The following is a 16,419-nucleotide window of genomic DNA, read 5'->3' as shown; positions in this document are numbered from 1 at the left end:
AACAATGGTTTTTACGACATGAGCCAAGATATCAAACAGATGCGAGTAAAAATATTCGACGAATTATCAAAGATTGTGGATCCGGAAATTAACACGTCAATTGTAGAACTAGAATTAATTGATGAAGTGGATATTAACAACAGCAATGTCAAAGTGGATTTACATCTTACAAGTCCATTCTGTCCTGCAGTGTTCGGTTTTAAGATTTGTCAAGATGTTCATGATAATCTACTAAAAGTAGACGGTGTAGATGACGTTAAAGTTAATGTTTCAAACCACTTCATGGCTGAACAGATTAACAATCAGGTAAATAATAGTTCAAAACCAAAAAAATCAGGTTAGCTTCTAAAACCTAGCATATATCCTCGAAGTAGTTGAATTCCCATTGCAGGATCAACTCCTTTTGGACAGACTTGACTACAAGAGCCAGCAAAATGACACCTCCAAATTCCATGAGAATCATCTATTATTTTTAATCTAGAATCCTTTCCTTTATCTCTGCTATCAGCAACATAACGATATGCTTGTGCTAATGCTTGAGGACCAACAAATGAAGAATCAGTTGCCATTGTAGGACATGCAGAATTACACAGACCGCATTTGATACAGTTTGCAAATTGGATATATTGCTCTACTTCTTCAGGGGATTGTAGAAATTCTTTTTCATCAGATTCTAGTTCAGTGTCATCACGAATTAGATATGGTTTAATTTTTTGATGAGTGTCAAATAATTTTTCAAACTTTACAGCCAAGTCACGGATAATTGGGAAATTATTCATTGGTTCAACTGTCACAACATTAGAGTCTAATTCACTAATTTTTGTAAAACATGCCAATCTTGGTTTTCCATTGATGATCATTCCACATGAACCACATGTTGCTTGTCTACAAGAATATCTTACTGCAACTGAATGGTCAAGGTGTTTTTTTACATCCAAAATTGCTTCAAGAACAGTTGTCCATTTTTCATATGAGACTGAAAACTCCATGAATCCACTTGACTCATCATGTTCTGGATTAAATCGGGAAATTCTAAGTGTAATTAATTTTGACGTTGGTGATGTTTGCTCGTTTGGAATACTAGAAACTTGTGCCATTTCTATATCATCCCCATGTTAGTCATAATAATTGTTCTTGAGCCATATGCTATTAATCCAATCATGGCTGCAAGACAACCATACGAGACGGCTTTTTCATAAATTCGTCCTTGTTTTAATTCTAGTAATATCACCCTTAGTCCATTAAATCCATGAACAGATAATAAAATAAGAATCAGTTCTAGCATGGCAGCATATGGAATGAATTTGTAATTTGCAAGAACATTTTCATATTCTAAGGATTCTGCAAATCCCTGTGTAAGACGCATCAAAATATGAACTGCCACTAGAGCTACAGCTGCTAAAGCCGTTCCATAGTGAATTTTCATTATTGTGCTTTCTCTCATATCATTCACCAAACATTACCGCCAAACCGTACATCATTGCAATTGCAGCTAAAAGAATTGCAGAGTAGATTCCTATTTTGTGTCTATAATTTTGCGATGCTGGCTCATATGGATAATCAGGTCTTGCAGGTTTTCCTACCCCAACTCCTCCATGTCCCAACATCACTCTAATTCCATTAACAGTGTGAAATACACACATTGCAATTACTATTGCCAAAAACAGGTGTCCCTCGGTAGTCTGAGTTAATTCAAGAAATTCATCCCAACCGACTTGCCCTCTTAGAATATTACTTGTTTCATAAATGTGAGCTACAAAATATGCCAATAATCCTAATCCACTTAATCTCATTAGCCAATATGCAACACGTTCAATTCCATATCGACTTGGGTTAGCCATTCCTTTGATACCTTCTCTACGATCGTCTTGGGGCATCTAGTATTTCCTCTCCACTGGCTGATATTTAGTAATTGTAACTGGATGTGTTTTCATGATGGGTTCATTTGGATCGTAATAAGCCAGAGTGTGATGTAAAAAGTTGGCATCATCACGTTTTGGATAATCAGTTCTTGCATGTGCACCACGAGATTCTTTTCTATTAATTGCTCCAAGTAAAACAATCTCTGCTACTCTAAACATAGAATCGAGTTCCATTACATTTGCAAAATTGGTATTGTATTCTTTTGCTTTATCGTCAACGTGTTTCCAAGTTTGCTTTTTTAGTTCACGAATTTTTTTAAGACCTTCAACAAGATTTGTTTCATTTTTGTAGACATATGCTTTTTCATTCATTGTATCTGTTAGTTGTTGTCTAATTTCATAGGGATTAACATCACCATTTCCTCTAAATATTCCATCATAGATTCTCTTCTCTTCAGCAGCGACCAAATGATGGGGCCAAGGATTTGTAGATTCATTCTTTTGAATATAGTCAATTGCCAATTCACCGGTAATTTTACCCCAAACGATACATTCTGAAGTGGAATTTGCACCTAAACGATTAGAGCCATGAACGCTGTTACAGGCAGCTTCACCTGCAGCCCATACACCTTGAATTTCAGTTGCACCGTCAATATCTGTATGAAGTCCTCCCATCATGTAATGACAAACAGGTCTAATGTCAAGTAAATCTTGAGCAGGATCTTGGCCTGAAAATTTTATTGAGATTTCTCTAATTCCACCTAATTTTTCTTTAATTTTTTCATCTCCCAGATGTCGTAAATCTAGTTTCATACAATCAACACCAGTTTCGTGTTTGAATCCACGTCCTTCTTGAATTTCTGTCATAATTGATCTTGATACAATATCACGTGGAGCTAATTCCATTTTGCCAGCAGCATATGTTTTCATAAATCTCTCACCCTTATTGTTAAGAAGATAACCCCCTTCTCCTCTTGCACCTTCTGTGATTAAAATTCCAGAAGGCAAGATTCCTGTTGGATGAAATTGAACAAACTCCATATCTTTGAGTGCCATGCCAGCACGTAATCCCATATCCAATCCATCAGGTGTTGAAGAAAGGGCATAAGTTGAAAAACTGTATAATCTTCCTGCACCACCAGTTGCAATGATTAGAGCTTTGCCTTTAATTGTGTAAAAGGTTCCAGAGCCTAATTCAATTGCAGTAACTCCCATGAATCGCTTTCCATCATGAATAATTGATGTTACAAACCATTCGTTAAGATATTCAATATTTTCAAATTTTTGGCATGTATCATACAAAGTTTGCATTTCAAAGAAACCGACTTTATCTGAGGCATATGTTGCTCTAGGGAAACTGTAACCACCAAAATTTCTTTGATCAATTCTACCATCGTCTCTTCTAGACCATGGCATACCCCAATGATCTAATTGATGAATTTCTTTTGGCATTTCGACACATAGTCTTTCTGCAACATCTTGGTCTGCAAGAAAATCACTTCCTTTGACAGTGTCATAAACATGAGATTCAATTGTGTCACCTTCATCTTCAAAAAGAACTGCTGCGGTTCCACCTTCTGCAGAAACAGAATGGGAACGCATCACTTGAACTTTAGAAACAATTCCAATTTTGAGATTAGGTCCTTTTTTGGCTGCAGCAATAGCAGCTCTTAGACCTGCAAGACCAGAACCACAAATAATTAAATCAAATTCAAGCGAATCTACCATTTTTCAGTCAAACTTGCTTTGGGCGGGATAAATATGTAGTAATTGCTAGGCAGGATCCAAAATATTAAAATATATCACTAGTGATATCACTAGTGATGATTTCTGAATGGTTTCAAAGAGTAGGAAGCTCAATCCCTAGAGGATTTTCGAGATATTTTATTTTAGAATTATTGAAAAAAACACCTCATACAGGAAAGGAAATAATTGATTATGCAGTGGAACAAAGTAACGGTATTTGGAAACCATCACCTGGGTTGATCTATCCCTTGTTAGGAAGATTACTAGATGAAGGGCTAATTGAAGAAACTAAGGATGGAAAATATCAACTAACAAAAAAAGGAAAAGACACTGCAGATGATGTAGATAAGGTAAATGACATCGTTAAGAAACAACTAGAAGTGTTATTCAGACTAGGCAATGTAGGGAGATTTGTCGCAATTGATCTATTAGAGAAGATTTCTGCCATGGGATCTATTCTTAGTTCAAATTTTGCCAACATGACTGACGAGGAGACAAAAAAATACAAACAATTTTTGGAATCAGAATTAAAAAAAGTTCAAGAAAAAGATGTAAAGAAGAAAGGAAAAGAAATCAAGATCGAATAATAAAAAATAGCATCATAGAAAATACTGCCAATTAAAATCATAAATAATTCAGACAATGAATGAAATTATGAAGAAATTGAAAAGCATGTTAAAATCAAAAAAACCACTTGTTATTCCAGGAGTTTATGATGCATTAGGTGCAAAAATTGCTCAAAAAGTAGGATTTGATGCGATGTTTCAAACAGGATATGGTACATCCGCAACATTGTTTGGAATGCCAGATTATGGATTTATCGGAGCTGCTGAAACTGTAGATAATGCTAGAAGAATTTGCAGATCTGTTTCAGTCCCAGTTATTGTTGATTCAGATACAGGATATGGTAATGCACTAAGCGTATGGAAATTAGTAAAAGAGTTAGAATCAGCAGGTGCATCAGGCATTTTTCTAGAGGATCAAAAATGGCCTAAACGATGTGGACATATGCAAGGAAAAGATGTTGTATCTCAGGAAGAATATACAGAAAAACTGTCAGCTGCTATTGATGCAAGAGAAAGTAAAGAGTTCATGATTGTTGCAAGAACAGACGCACGCGCAACAAAAGGATTAGATGAAGCAATTCAACGAGGAAAACAAAATAAGAAGACAGGTGCAGATGCAGTTTTTGTTGAAGCTCCAAGATCAATAGATGAGATGAAAAAAATTGGTAAGGAGATCAATGCACCATTAGTTGCAAACATGATTGAAGGTGGAGCTACACCGTTAAGCTCTTCTGAAGTATTAAGCAAAATGGGATTCAATATTATTTTGTATCCATTGTCAGTTTTGTATGCAAATACATTTGCAACAATGAATATTTTACAAGAATTAAAGAATACAGGAAATACATCAAAGTATAAACAAAAAGTTGTAAATTTTGATCAGTTTAATGACTTGGTTGAACTTCCAAAATTTAGAAAGATGGAAAGAAAATATAAAAATTAGAGAAATGATAAAATAAAAAATTTCAAGTAAAGTACAGTTAATTTGTATTTCTCTTTACTTCAATTTCTATTGTTGAAACGTTTCTTGTTCTACCGTCTTGTGACTCTAATGATTCTGAGCCAATTTTTATTTCTCCGATAGAGTAGCCTGCATTTTCTGTTTTTCTTGCAATGATTTGAGCTACATCGACAGCACGTCCAATGCTGAGTCCTCTAGCTTTGATGTTGACGGATGGTAAGTTTGCCAATTGAATTAGCGTTGATGTTACATATGCCATCAATGGTTTCTTACCAATGAATACGGTATCTCTTGTTTCATTTGACATGTAAATTTTGGTATTTAAGGATAATTTAAAGCTAAAAGGATATTTTCTAACAAAATTAAAAATATTTGAAAAATTTGAACCATTATTAACTAGAAATAAGTAATTTGGATCGAACTTGGAAAATATTTCAAAAGTTTTAGAATCAGGAAGTAGTAAAGAAAAAATCAAAATATTACAGACTTTGGAGGATGCAGATACTCCAGAGATTTTAGAAAAAATAATTTCAAAATTAGATGATGATGATATAGAAGTTAGAGGTGAAGCGTTCAGTTCGCTTGTATCAAATAAAAATAAAATCTCAAAGTTTTTAATTAATAGCTTAAATGCTGCAAATAAAAATATCAGAGGTTTTGCATCACTAGTACTAGCAAATAGAAATGAAAGATTAGCTATTCCTGAAATAATCAAGTTAGTAAAAGATGAACGATCAATGGTTAGATCATGTGCACTTGGAGCATTAGGATATCTAAAAGCTAGAGAAGCTAAAGATGTTTTCATAGAGGCATTATCAGATTCTAACCTAGAAGTAAAGAAAAGTGCATTACAAGCAATCATTGATCTAGAGATTATAATTTCAGAAGAAAAAATTAATGAATGTTTTAAAGAAAAAGATTCTGAAATTGAAAAAATGATTTTATTAATAAAAAGATAAGTGGACCGGAAGGGATTTGAACCCTCGATCCGATGCATGCCATGCACCTATCCTACCGGACTAGACGACCGGCCCAATTAATCAGAATTCTGATTGAATTACGTTTTTAAAATTGGTTATTAACGTTTAGCGGTCTAGAATATAATCGAGTTATGAAATTAACACAATATATTTAAAGTCTCAAATCATGATTGAATCGTTATGGTCGTAGATAACAAAGCAACTGTTACTTATGTACAACTATTGAAAGAAGATCTTGTAATCATCAGATTAGTTCCAAAAGATGGTCCTGTTCCAGAATACAAAGCGGGTCAATTCATCACATTAGGATTACCAAATCCTGTAGAAAACGGAAAAATTGTTAGACGAGCATATTCAATAGCATCACATCCAGAAAATAGAGATTACATCGAGTTAGTAATCAGATGGGTAAGAAAACCATTACCGGGAAGATTAACTACACAAATTTTCAATATCAAAGAAGGAGATGAAATCCTTTGGTTAAAACCAACAGGTAGAGCTTTACTGATCAATGAAGAATTAACAAATGGTGAAAAAGATAACAGACGAATTGTTTGTATTGGCGGAGGAACCGGTTTAGCACCATTTGTAAGCTTTGCACAGCATCTTCATGACATAGGAGATAAACGAGAGATTATAGTTTTGCATGGAGCAAGTTATGTTGATGAATTAAGTTACAAAGATTTGCTAACCAATCTTGAAAATGAGAGTATTGCAAGAGGCAAAGATCAATGGAATTTCAGATATAGGGCTGCAATCAGTAGACCACAGGAATGGTTTAACAGATCATGGGCAGGCCAAGTAGGAAGAGTTGAAACATTCCTAAGACCAAGAGAAGGAGAGCTTTCCCCATTAGAAGAATTAATTGGTGAAAAGATTACCAAAGAAAACACAATCTTCTATGTTTGTGGATGGCAAGGAACCATTGATGGTGTAATGGACTTTTTGAATCCCAAAGGATTTGTTACAGAACATGATAAGCGTGAAGATGGAAGCTTTGAAGTCAAATACGAATCATACGGATAGAATTTTAAAAATCAATCATTGAAATATGAGAATTATTTAGGTGATGCAATTGATTACAGCACTTTATCTTGCACATCTAAATCCAGTGACAAATGCGCATGTTGAAATTATTACAGAATTAAAAAAACAAGCAGATATCGTCAAAGTTATGCCAGTTGTTTTCAAGGATGGCAAAAGAGAAATCAACAGTAAGAGCTTCCCATTTAATTTTGAATCTAGAAAGAAAATGCTAAAGGCGATTTTTGGAGATTCAATCAAAATTACTGATGACTACGCATTTCAAGCACCGTTTAAAAAATACTTACCACCATTAGTAAGAAGGAAATCATGGAAATTAAGAAAACAAATACTTGACGGAGTTGAGGGAGATTATTTTTCATATACAGGTGACAAGGCTGAAGGATATATGTTGAAAATGTATAGATTAAGACCAAAAATTGGTGAGAGGAAATCACTTTCGGCCACATCTGTTAAAGAAAAATTGTATGATGCAGCTCTTGGAAAAAAATCATCATGGAAAAAGGATGTTCCAGAGATAATTATCAAAATAATTGAGGATGAATGGGAGACGGTTGAAAAGTTTGCAAATGAGGAAGATCAAACGACAAGAATTGTAGGAATGAAATTTCCTAAAGAAGGTTATTCAAAATAAAGAGATTCAAAATAGATTAATACACATCCAATAAAAGTTTCCTATGAAACTTCCATTATCAAAATATGTCTGGTTTGATGGAAAGTATGTCCCTACAGAAAAAGCTCAAGTTCCAATTACAACCCACGCAATTCATTATGGAACATCAATCTTTGAAGGAATTAGAGCATATTGGAATGGAAAAAATCTTAATGTGTTTAGACTAGATGAACATGTAAAACGATTTAGAAGATCAGGGCAGTTTTATAACATTTCACTTAATTTCTCAGATCAAGAAATTACTGATGCAGTTATTGGTATTTGTAAAAAAAATAAAATGAAGAAATCTTGTTACATTAGACCATTTTATTTTGTAGGCGATTATGGAATTAATCTGCATGTTACTGAAAAAGCACCAACGTCTGTTGCTATCTTTACATTTCCTTTTGGAGATTTGTTTAACAAAAATGGAATTACTGCCGGTGTGGTATCTTGGAGAAAATTCTCAGACATGTCAACACCCCCACAAGCAAAAATGGGAGGAAATTATCTAAATTCCATTATTGCCACACAAGAAGCAAAGCGAAATGGGTTCGATGAAGCAATTTTGCTTGATCATAATGGGAATGTAAGTGAAGCACCAGGTGAAAATATCTTCATAGTAAGAGAGGGTCAATTAATCACTCCGTCACTTGCATCATCTGCATTAGAAGGAATTACTCGTGATGCGATAATCAAAATTGGAAAAGATTTGGATTTGGATGTTATTGAACGAGATATTACAAGAAGTGAATTAACGACATCTGAAGAAATTTTCTTGACAGGTACAGCAGCAGAGATCACACCCATCATAAAGATGGATTCAAAACAAATTGGAAACGGAAGACCCGGAGACATTACAAAAAAGATGATGGAAGAGTATTCAGAGATAGTAATGAACAAAAATGATGAATATTCTCATTGGTTAACTGAGGTATATTAGATGAAAATTATTCAGATTGGAACAGGGGGATGGGGTAAAAATCATACTAGGATTTTATCGCAGTTAGGAGTACTAGTAGCTGTATGTGATGCAGATGCTCAAAAAAGTAAAGAATATGGAGAAAAATATTCAGTTAATCACTATGATTCATTAGATGAATTACTAGATGTGGAAGAATTCGATGGTGCTTTTGTAGTCACTCCAACATCAACTCACACAGAAATTGCTAAAAAATTACTTGGGGCAAAAAAACATGTATTTGTAGAAAAACCAATGACTTACAAATCAGAAGAAGGTCAGGATCTTGCAAAACTTGCAGAAAAAAATAAAGTAATTCTTACTTGTGGGTATATTGAAAGATTCAATCCTGCAGTGGATCTTGTTAAAAAAATGGTCAAAGACAAAAAATATGGAGATTTAGTAATGCTTGAATTTCACAGAGAAAACAGAATGCCTCTACATATCAAAGATGTGGGAATTATTTATGACACATCAGTACATGATATTGATACTGCAAATTGGTTGTTTGATGATATGCCACAAGTGGTATTTGCAAGAGCAGGAAAAATAAAACATGAACATGAAGATTTTGCAAGCATTATGTTAGGATATAAAAATGACAAAGTTGCAATTATTTCATCAAATTGGATTACACCAAAAAAAATAAGAAAATTCAATGCAGTTTGTACTGATGCAATAATTTCATCGGATTTTATCACTCAAGAGATCACTATAGAAAAAGATGAAGAATCAGAAATCATTACAAATGAAAAACAAGAGCCATTATTACTTGAAATTCAAAATTTTCTAGGAGCTGTCAAAGGAAAGAATGAACAGGTAGTAAAATCACAAGAGGCAGTAAATGTTACAAAGATTGCAGAAGCTGCACTTTTATCTAGTCAAAAGGGAATCCCAATCTATCTGGATCTAAAATGAACAAAACAATGATGAATATTTTGGCGTGTCCAATTGACAAAAGTTATCCTTTAGAGTTATTTGAGATAAAGGAAAAAGGGGGCATCGTTTCAGAAGGTGCAATATTTTGCCTAAAATGTTCTAGATTCTTTCCAATAATCGAAGAAATTCCAATCATGCTTCCTGATGAACTAAGGGATAAAAAGCAAGAAATGGAATTTCTAAAAAAGTTCAAAGATCAATTGCCTGAAAAAATTATTACAAAGGCAAACCCATGGCACTTGTGAGATAATGGTCACTAATTTTATTTCAGAAAAAGCAAAAATTGGTGAAAATGTTCAGATTTGGCATTTTTCATATGTTGGTGATGACGTAGAACTAGGAGATAACGTCAAGATTGGTTCTCTTGCACATATTGATTACGATGTAAAAATTGGTGAAAATACAAAGATTGAAGGTCAAGCATACATTCCACCTCTTTCCAGAATTGGAAAAAATGTTTTCATTGGTCCAGCTGCAGTATTGACAAATGATCCTTATCCAATGTGTGATAAAATGATAGGAGTCACGATTGAGGATAATGCAGTTATTGGTGCACGTGCAGTAATCAAAGCAGGTGTAACTATAGGAAGAAACAGTGTAGTTGCAATGGGTGCAATTGTGACAAGAGATGTACCTGAAAATTCTGTTGTGATGGGATCTCCGGCTTCAATTAGATACACAAGAGAGGAATACAACAAAAAGCAAAGACAGTGGAAGGAAAGTTAAAGTTTAATTTCTTTTTTGAACATCCAGTTTTTTATTTTAGATAAAATTAAAATCCAAATTACAACTAGTATCAGTGCAATTATAGCTTTAATCAAAGATGAAATAAACCAATCAAGTTCTCCAAATCCAGAAATTGAAATTGGTCCAAGAAGTAATACTACTATTCCGCCTCCAACAATGATCAAACACCACATTGCAAACAAAAATCCAAAAAGTCCTGACTTCAAAGTGATACACCCATCATTAATGCGGTTATCACTGCCAAAATTCCTGAAAATGTTGCCAGTTTGAAAATTGCAATCCCTACTTGTTTTTCAGACATAGGGCCACCTGCAAGAATTAGTCTCACCAGAGTCACAGGTGCTTTCTTGTCATTAGTTGCCTTTAATTTGAAATCTTCAGTATGATCTACAGGTTTTCCCTTGATTTGCCTATGTTCTACAACTCGTTTAACGCTTGATAGGAACAAAAAGGAGTTAATTACTGCAGGTAACAAAGCAACTGCTGCGATAATTTCTATGCCACCAACAATTGCAATAGCGCCATACATTGCACCCAAAGTTAGAGCTCCTGAATCTCCAGGAAAAATCTTGCTTGGAACTTTATGATATTTGTAAAAAGCTAACGAAACAAATCCAAGCGGTAAACTTACAACCGCAATTTCATAGTTTTGTACAATAAATAAACAAAGAGATAATGAGAAACTTGCAATTACCATAAACCCACTTGCAACTCCGTTTAGGACATCAATGGAGTTAATGGTATTTCCAGTTATGGGGATCATAAAAATAATTAATGCAATATACAATACAGGAATTTGTACTGTTCCAAACAATGGAAATGCAAGATTAGTATCATATGTACCCAATACAATGATTGGAATTGCAGCTATTGCAAGTGCAACAGGTTTAAACCATCCACTCATTACTTTTCTATCATCAACATATCCAATTACAAACGCAACAGATGTTGTAATTAGTATAGCAAGAATTTCATTCATTTGTAAAAATGCATAAAGAATAATTTCGGATATAATAATTCCTGCAATGATGGCAGGACCACCAGGTCTTACTACCATTACATCTTCTTTTTTGTTCATGTCTTTTACTGCAAAATTTTTTTGTTCTAAAAATTTGATTAGTGGAGGAGTCATCACAAACACCACAACAAACGCTACAATGCATGAAACGATAGCTGGAATCAGTAAATCAATCAATTATCTAACCTTTCGTAACTCAGCCTTTATGTTATCCGCAATGGTTGAACCAATTTTATCAATTTCTGCCAATTTATTCACAGGAATTTTCCTCAAATCATCCAGGTTTTTGATCCCATTTTTAAAAAGAATTCTAGCTCTTACTCTTCCAATCCCCTTAACTCTCACCAAATCAAGTAACTCCTCCCTTATGCCATAAACCACTCTATTTCTTAAATCACCCAATTCTTGGAGTAAATCAACCCTCTCTACGTGCTTAGAAATTTCTCTCAAACAATAAGATAGCCAATTAGCATTTTCAGTCATTCTGTGCATGTCTCCAGATTCGATTCCAAGACTGTCAGATAGTGATAATTCAGTGGATTCAGTAATCCAGTATTGTAAAGCCAATAGACTGCGTGAACAGTCATATTCTGAAATAGGCTCTAGTAATTCAGATGAATTATTCTCAATCATTAAACTGGCAGTCTCATAATCTTTTTGTCTAAGGGCAAATTTTGGGAAAAATTCTTTACAGTTTGTGATTAGATGTAAAAATCCAAAAGTATGTTTTCTTTCTTGGGAAACATTTTCAATTGAATCTCTAAAGTATGTGGCAGTTAAAGGATCGATGTACAACATTGATGTCTTTTTTCCAAATTCAGTTGCAGCATATCTTTCACCTTTTTTAATTATCAGGAATTTGCTAGAAAGGAAACGTAATGAAATGTCAATTGCAAATTTTAATGTAGGTTTTCTTGATTGCAATCCTCCTAGTGTTTGTAAAAAGAATTCCAGAATCTCTTCTTTTTTAATTCCAGGATGTGTGACTATCACACTCAAAATATGAGTTCGCAAAGATTTGTCATCAGTAATTTTTGATTCAATTGGTTCAGGTTCTCCATTAATGTAATATTCAATCAGATCATCAGTGTTACCATTTCCAACAATAATTGATTCCCCATAATCATCATATTGTGGTCTTCCAGCTCTTCCACAAAGCTGTTTATATTCTAAAATACTGATTGGTCTGTTTGCTCCAACTTTTGCATTGTATCTATTTACATTTGAAATGACAACTCTTCTTGCAGGAAGATTGACACCTGCAGCTAGTGTAGGAGTTGATGACAATAGTTTAATTGTTCCTTTACGAAATTCCGCCTCTATTGTTTCTCTGCACTTTTGATTTAATCCTGCATGGTGAAACGCAACTCCTTTTTTTACAAGTAAAGCCAAAGTTTTCACTAATTCAGTATGTTCGTTTTCAGCTAGAAGTTTTTTTGATGTTTTTTCAAGTTCCGAAATTTCTTTTTTTTCAAGAATTTGTGAGATTGCATCAGCTGCTTTTGTTGCAAGGGATTTTGAGCGAGTTCTAGTCTCGGCAAAAACCAGTGATTGACCTCCTTGTTGTACTGATTGTACGCCTAGATCAATTGGGGTTCCCCTCAAACTACGCTCAACTTCAAAGGTTTTACCATCATTCATTGTAACTTCACCGGCATCACATACCCCTTCTGATAACGGAACAGGTCTCCAGTCATTTTTTACTAGTTTGCATTCGAGCCAATCTGCAATTTCATCGGAATTAGTTATCGTTGCACTAAGACCAACAATTTGTGGTTTTGTTTCCAACAGTTTTAGTTGAGTCAGAATCATCTCAAGTGTAGGACCTCTACTTTCATCTCCAATCAAATGTACTTCATCAGAAATTACTAATCCTATATCGTCAACCCATTCAACACCATGTCGAATGATAGAATCCATTTTTTCATTTGTTAAAATCAACACGTTGCTTTTCTCTAGATTTTTTTCAATATTTTCAAAATCACCTGTTGATATTGCTACCTTTATTTTATTTCCTAAAGCAATTTTTTCTAATTTTTTGAATTCTGCAAATTTTTCAGCAGCTAGTGCTCGCAATGGACTGAGATAAATTATCTTTCCTTTGTTTTTATATAGATAACTCAACATTGCAAGCATCGCTATCAAAGTTTTTCCACTTGCAGTAGGAGCTGAAACTAGAATGCTTTTTCCATCTAATAATCCAGATTTTACACTATCAGCCTGTGGCGGATATAATTTTTCAAAACCTTGTGATTTTAAAAATTCAATTGCAGATTCAGGAAGTTTTAGTTTCTCTATGTTCATACTCGGTTATAGTGACCGGGTTTTGATTCATAAATAGATGCTTCTCTGAGCATTCTTCTGATATAGTTTCTTGCCTCTTCTTCTGTGAATTTCTCACTCTTTTCTAGTTCTTTAACAAAGATTTTCTCTTCTACTGGAACCTTGTTGTCTCCTTCAAGACCTTTTAGTACATCCATAAACAATTGCATCTTTGAAACCTCACTTCTTGGTTTTCCTTGTAACACTCCAAGATCTACTTTACCAGTATTGACATCAACTCCTGCATCTTGAAGCATACTCTGAATTAGGAATATTGCACGCTCGGCATCTTCCTCCTCTACCTTATCTTTCATGAGTAATCTTGCTCTTGCAGTAGAGAGTCGAATAATTCCTTCCAATTGTCTAGGAGTAACGGTAATCATTTCTTCAGATTCTACATTTCTCATCTGTAGATAATAATCCAGTATTTTGGCTTCTGCCTCTTGTGTCAATTCGGGTTCCCCACGTTTTGCATATGATAGATATTTTGTTAACAAATCAACTTCAATGACTGATTTTTTATCAGTACCTTGTGTTGTGTTTCTTCGAATAATGTGTTTTGCAATTTGCATATCTCTTTCTTTAGTTGGAATATCTCTTACAACAAATATCAAGTCAAATCTTGTAAGAAGCGGAATTGGAAGATTTACATTTTCTGTAATATTTTTGAAAGGATCATATTTTCCATACATGGGGTTTGCTGCAGCTAAAATTGAAGTTCTGGCATTTAGTGTAGCTACAATACCTCCTTTTGCAATACTTGCAGATTGTTGTTCCATAACTTCGTGTAATGCACTTCTGTCTTCGGGTTTCATCTTGTCAAATTCATCTATACTTACAAGACCTTGATCACCTAATACAACAGCACCTGCTTCTAACATCATAATTCCTGTTTTGTCTCTAACTACAGCAGCTGTAAGTCCTGCAGCTGTAGAACCTCTACCAGATGTATACAAACCTCTTGGTGCAATTCTTGCACAAAACTTTAGCATCTCAGATTTTGCAGTACCGGGATCTCCTACAAGAAATACGTTAATGTCTCCTCTAATCTTGCTTCCATCACCAAGTAGTCTCTGGTTGGAGCCAACAATTAGTAACAGAATAGCCTCTTTGATTAATGATTGACCTTGGATATGGGGAGCAAATGAATCTATCAATCTTTGATAAACATCTGAGCTTTGACTAAGAGATTTAATTAGTTTCTCTTCTTCAGGGGAAATTTCTTCTCTGCCAATTTTTCTGTCAGTTTTGGAACCACGTCCACTTAGAAATTCAATATTGTTTCCTTCAATTCTTAATCGGTACAATCCACTGTGTCCTCTTTGAACTCCAGCAACTGATTCTTGCTCTACTCTCACCACACCAGTAAGAATTATTCGATCTCCTGGCCTTGAATTGTCAACTAAATCCTGCCTAGTTGTGACGTCGATGTAATGAGGTAGTTGTCCAGGGGGCAAATCCTCAGGAAGTTCTTGTAATCTTAGAATTTGAAAATCAATAAACTTGCTTGCTTCTGGTTTTAATTCAAAGTCACGGTGTTTACAAGACGGATTATCACAGACAATGGGCATTTTAACATCCATTCCTTTTAGTTGGATTACTTTTGTTGGGTGTTCATCAGGACATACAAAGACTAGTTCCTTTGCAAGGGGTTTTACTTCAGATGCACGAACCACCATTCCAGAAACACTGGTGATTTTTCCAATTGTTTCAGCATTGATTTGTCTCAGACTTCGTTCTAATGGGAAATTGATTAGTCTTACACGAACTTCATCTTTGATTTTTTCTGCATACTCTGGAAATCTTGTTTGTAATGCTTCTTTGATTGCTCTTGAAAAAGCATCAAATATTCTATCAGGATTTTGTGAGAAGATTGCTTCAATTTGTGGCTCTATAACCAAATCATTGTAATCAACGATGATATACTTTGCATTCTTTGGCATCATCTCGTCGATGGCATCTACATACTTGTAGTTGCCATCTCTATCTTTGAAGCGAGTTAAGAATTCTTTTACCTTGTCAGATAATGCAGAATCAGTAAATGTGCTAGCTTGAGCTGTGCTCATTTCTTTCTCCTCTTATTTGTTTTTCAAACTCTATACTGTTATCATGGATTGTTTTGTAGAAAACATTCTCCTCAACAGTTAGTTTGTTGTATAGTTCTGAGTTTAGTTTGATAGAGTCTGCAATCTTCACTAGTTTGCCTCTTCTCATTCTAAACAATTCCAACATCATACTTTCAACTTTATCAAAATCATCGCGATTCAATTCTTTCATGGATTCTTTTAGTTTAATGTAAAAGTGAGGATCAAGTGTAGAGATTTGATATTCTCCAACCATCTTTTCTTTAGATAGTGCTTGTTTTAATTGAGTGATCATGTCTGGAGAATCTAATGTGCCAATTTTGTTATCTGTAAGAATTTTTCCTATCCATTGAGGCATATTGTTTGTATCACCTTGTGTGCCTTCAATTTTCATTCCAGCCACATTATACTTGAAATCTCTATTTATCGTAACCTTAGCATCCTTTAGGCGGTATCCAATCGAATGAACTTTTTCTATTTTATCTATTTCCATTTGAGATCACTTAATCTGATTTAGATCCTCAAGTACCGGATCGA

Annotated in this window: 20 protein-coding genes and 1 tRNA gene; 10 read left to right on the top strand and 11 right to left on the bottom strand. The window is 34.4% G+C overall.

The window, feature by feature from the left end:
- Window positions 1-18: 18 nt before the first annotated feature.
- The gene (locus NSED_RS01220) at window positions 19-342 is read left to right on the top strand and encodes a metal-sulfur cluster assembly factor (protein WP_014964426.1); all 324 of its coding nucleotides are present in this window, start codon (window positions 19-21) and stop codon (window positions 340-342) included.
- Here NSED_RS01220 and NSED_RS01215 read toward each other — a convergent pair.
- Genes NSED_RS01215 through NSED_RS01200 form a run of 4 tightly spaced genes read right to left on the bottom strand, consistent with a single transcriptional unit; the run spans window position 339 to window position 3,590 of the window.
- Window positions 339-1,097 (bottom strand): succinate dehydrogenase/fumarate reductase iron-sulfur subunit, encoded by a 759-nt coding sequence (locus NSED_RS01215; RefSeq protein WP_014964425.1) that lies wholly within the window; start codon window positions 1,095-1,097, stop codon window positions 339-341. The genes NSED_RS01220 and NSED_RS01215 overlap by 4 nt on opposite strands.
- 2 nt (window positions 1,098-1,099) lie before the next feature.
- The gene (locus tag NSED_RS01210) at window positions 1,100-1,444 is read right to left on the bottom strand and encodes a succinate dehydrogenase/fumarate reductase transmembrane subunit (protein WP_014964424.1); all 345 of its coding nucleotides are present in this window, start codon (window positions 1,442-1,444) and stop codon (window positions 1,100-1,102) included.
- Window position 1,445: 1 nt separating this feature from the next.
- Window positions 1,446-1,877 carry a succinate dehydrogenase/fumarate reductase transmembrane subunit gene (locus tag NSED_RS01205; RefSeq protein WP_014964423.1) on the bottom strand — a complete coding sequence of 144 codons (432 nt, stop codon included), beginning with the start codon at window positions 1,875-1,877 and terminating at the stop codon, window positions 1,446-1,448.
- Window positions 1,878-3,590, bottom strand: a complete 1,713-nt coding sequence (locus NSED_RS01200) for a succinate dehydrogenase/fumarate reductase flavoprotein subunit (protein WP_014964422.1) — start codon at window positions 3,588-3,590, stop codon at window positions 1,878-1,880.
- 95 nt (window positions 3,591-3,685) lie between these two features.
- Here NSED_RS01200 and NSED_RS01195 point away from each other — a divergent pair, with 95 nt between their 5' ends.
- Both NSED_RS01195 and NSED_RS01190 read left to right on the top strand, forming a co-directional pair.
- Window positions 3,686-4,195, top strand: coding sequence for a PadR family transcriptional regulator (locus NSED_RS01195; protein ID WP_014964421.1), 510 nt, complete (start codon window positions 3,686-3,688; stop codon window positions 4,193-4,195).
- An 85-nt stretch (window positions 4,196-4,280) separates the two neighbouring features.
- Entirely contained in the window at window positions 4,281-5,117 is an 837-nt protein-coding gene (locus tag NSED_RS01190) for an isocitrate lyase/PEP mutase family protein (protein ID WP_026090011.1), read from the top strand.
- 37 nt (window positions 5,118-5,154) lie between these two features.
- Here NSED_RS01190 and NSED_RS01185 read toward each other — a convergent pair whose 3' ends face one another.
- The gene (locus NSED_RS01185) at window positions 5,155-5,442 is read right to left on the bottom strand and encodes an AlbA family DNA/RNA-binding protein (protein ID WP_026090010.1); all 288 of its coding nucleotides are present in this window, start codon (window positions 5,440-5,442) and stop codon (window positions 5,155-5,157) included.
- 115 nt (window positions 5,443-5,557) lie between these two features.
- Here NSED_RS01185 and NSED_RS01180 point away from each other — a divergent pair, with 115 nt between their 5' ends.
- Window positions 5,558-6,094, top strand: coding sequence for a HEAT repeat domain-containing protein (locus NSED_RS01180; RefSeq protein ID WP_014964418.1), 537 nt, complete (start codon window positions 5,558-5,560; stop codon window positions 6,092-6,094).
- A gap of 1 nt (window position 6,095) precedes the next feature.
- Here NSED_RS01180 and NSED_RS01175 read toward each other — a convergent pair.
- Window positions 6,096-6,169, bottom strand: a tRNA-Ala gene (locus tag NSED_RS01175).
- A gap of 126 nt (window positions 6,170-6,295) precedes the next feature.
- Here NSED_RS01175 and NSED_RS01170 point away from each other — a divergent pair.
- Genes NSED_RS01170 through NSED_RS01145 form a run of 6 tightly spaced genes read left to right on the top strand, consistent with a single transcriptional unit; the run spans window position 6,296 to window position 10,437 of the window.
- The gene (locus tag NSED_RS01170) at window positions 6,296-7,141 is read left to right on the top strand and encodes a ferredoxin--NADP reductase (protein WP_014964417.1); all 846 of its coding nucleotides are present in this window, start codon (window positions 6,296-6,298) and stop codon (window positions 7,139-7,141) included.
- A 49-nt stretch (window positions 7,142-7,190) separates the two neighbouring features.
- Window positions 7,191-7,793, top strand: coding sequence for a nucleotidyl transferase family protein (locus NSED_RS01165; RefSeq protein WP_026090009.1), 603 nt, complete (start codon window positions 7,191-7,193; stop codon window positions 7,791-7,793).
- 43 nt (window positions 7,794-7,836) lie between these two features.
- Window positions 7,837-8,754 (top strand): branched-chain amino acid transaminase, encoded by a 918-nt coding sequence (locus tag NSED_RS01160; RefSeq protein WP_014964415.1) that lies wholly within the window; start codon window positions 7,837-7,839, stop codon window positions 8,752-8,754.
- Window positions 8,755-9,690, top strand: coding sequence for a Gfo/Idh/MocA family protein (locus tag NSED_RS01155; protein WP_014964414.1), 936 nt, complete (start codon window positions 8,755-8,757; stop codon window positions 9,688-9,690).
- Window positions 9,687-9,956, top strand: a complete 270-nt coding sequence (locus NSED_RS01150; RefSeq protein WP_014964413.1) for a Trm112 family protein — start codon at window positions 9,687-9,689, stop codon at window positions 9,954-9,956. Before NSED_RS01155 ends, NSED_RS01150 begins: the two co-directional genes overlap by 4 nt.
- Before the next feature lie 4 nt (window positions 9,957-9,960).
- Window positions 9,961-10,437, top strand: coding sequence for an acyltransferase (locus NSED_RS01145; RefSeq protein WP_014964412.1), 477 nt, complete (start codon window positions 9,961-9,963; stop codon window positions 10,435-10,437).
- On the opposite strand, the gene NSED_RS01140 is transcribed toward NSED_RS01145, so the two are convergent.
- Genes NSED_RS01140 through gins23 form a run of 5 tightly spaced genes read right to left on the bottom strand, consistent with a single transcriptional unit; the run spans window position 10,434 to window position 16,375 of the window.
- On the bottom strand, window positions 10,434-10,664 hold the full coding sequence (locus NSED_RS01140) for a hypothetical protein (protein ID WP_014964411.1): 231 nt from the start codon (window positions 10,662-10,664) through the stop codon (window positions 10,434-10,436). The two genes, NSED_RS01145 and NSED_RS01140, sit on opposite strands and share 4 nt — an antisense overlap.
- On the bottom strand, window positions 10,661-11,653 hold the full coding sequence (locus tag NSED_RS01135; protein ID WP_014964410.1) for an MraY family glycosyltransferase: 993 nt from the start codon (window positions 11,651-11,653) through the stop codon (window positions 10,661-10,663). The genes NSED_RS01140 and NSED_RS01135 overlap by 4 nt, the downstream gene beginning before the upstream one ends.
- Window positions 11,654-13,780 (bottom strand): DEAD/DEAH box helicase, encoded by a 2,127-nt coding sequence (locus NSED_RS01130; RefSeq protein ID WP_014964409.1) that lies wholly within the window; start codon window positions 13,778-13,780, stop codon window positions 11,654-11,656.
- Window positions 13,777-15,864, bottom strand: a complete 2,088-nt coding sequence (locus NSED_RS01125) for a minichromosome maintenance protein MCM (RefSeq protein ID WP_014964408.1) — start codon at window positions 15,862-15,864, stop codon at window positions 13,777-13,779. Before NSED_RS01125 ends, NSED_RS01130 begins: the two co-directional genes overlap by 4 nt.
- Window positions 15,845-16,375 (bottom strand): DNA replication protein Gins23, encoded by a 531-nt coding sequence (gins23, locus tag NSED_RS01120; protein WP_014964407.1) that lies wholly within the window; start codon window positions 16,373-16,375, stop codon window positions 15,845-15,847. The genes NSED_RS01125 and gins23 overlap by 20 nt, the downstream gene beginning before the upstream one ends.
- Window positions 16,376-16,419 lie beyond the last annotated feature (44 nt).

This window comes from Candidatus Nitrosopumilus sediminis (assembly GCF_000299395.1).
Taxonomy (GTDB): domain Archaea; phylum Thermoproteota; class Nitrososphaeria; order Nitrososphaerales; family Nitrosopumilaceae; genus Nitrosopumilus; species Nitrosopumilus sediminis.
This window is presented reverse-complemented; position numbering and strand designations above follow the sequence as displayed.

Bases quoted from the DNA above. Each gene is read 5' to 3' on its own strand.
- NSED_RS01220 (WP_014964426.1), top strand. From the start codon at position 19: ATGAGCCAAGATATCAAACAGATGCGAGTAAAAATATTCGACGAATTA.
- NSED_RS01215 (WP_014964425.1), bottom strand. From the start codon at position 1,097: ATGGCACAAGTTTCTAGTATTCCAAACGAGCAAACATCACCAACGTCA.
- NSED_RS01210 (WP_014964424.1), bottom strand. From the start codon at position 1,444: ATGAGAGAAAGCACAATAATGAAAATTCACTATGGAACGGCTTTAGCA.
- NSED_RS01205 (WP_014964423.1), bottom strand. From the start codon at position 1,877: ATGCCCCAAGACGATCGTAGAGAAGGTATCAAAGGAATGGCTAACCCA.
- NSED_RS01200 (WP_014964422.1), bottom strand. From the start codon at position 3,590: ATGGTAGATTCGCTTGAATTTGATTTAATTATTTGTGGTTCTGGTCTT.
- NSED_RS01195 (WP_014964421.1), top strand. From the start codon at position 3,686: ATGATTTCTGAATGGTTTCAAAGAGTAGGAAGCTCAATCCCTAGAGGA.
- NSED_RS01190 (WP_026090011.1), top strand. From the start codon at position 4,281: ATGTTAAAATCAAAAAAACCACTTGTTATTCCAGGAGTTTATGATGCA.
- NSED_RS01185 (WP_026090010.1), bottom strand. From the start codon at position 5,442: ATGTCAAATGAAACAAGAGATACCGTATTCATTGGTAAGAAACCATTG.
- NSED_RS01170 (WP_014964417.1), top strand. From the start codon at position 6,296: ATGGTCGTAGATAACAAAGCAACTGTTACTTATGTACAACTATTGAAA.
- NSED_RS01160 (WP_014964415.1), top strand. From the start codon at position 7,837: ATGAAACTTCCATTATCAAAATATGTCTGGTTTGATGGAAAGTATGTC.
- NSED_RS01155 (WP_014964414.1), top strand. From the start codon at position 8,755: ATGAAAATTATTCAGATTGGAACAGGGGGATGGGGTAAAAATCATACT.
- NSED_RS01150 (WP_014964413.1), top strand. From the start codon at position 9,687: ATGAACAAAACAATGATGAATATTTTGGCGTGTCCAATTGACAAAAGT.
- NSED_RS01145 (WP_014964412.1), top strand. From the start codon at position 9,961: ATGGTCACTAATTTTATTTCAGAAAAAGCAAAAATTGGTGAAAATGTT.
- NSED_RS01130 (WP_014964409.1), bottom strand. From the start codon at position 13,780: ATGAACATAGAGAAACTAAAACTTCCTGAATCTGCAATTGAATTTTTA.
- NSED_RS01125 (WP_014964408.1), bottom strand. From the start codon at position 15,864: ATGAGCACAGCTCAAGCTAGCACATTTACTGATTCTGCATTATCTGAC.
- gins23 (WP_014964407.1), bottom strand. From the start codon at position 16,375: ATGGAAATAGATAAAATAGAAAAAGTTCATTCGATTGGATACCGCCTA.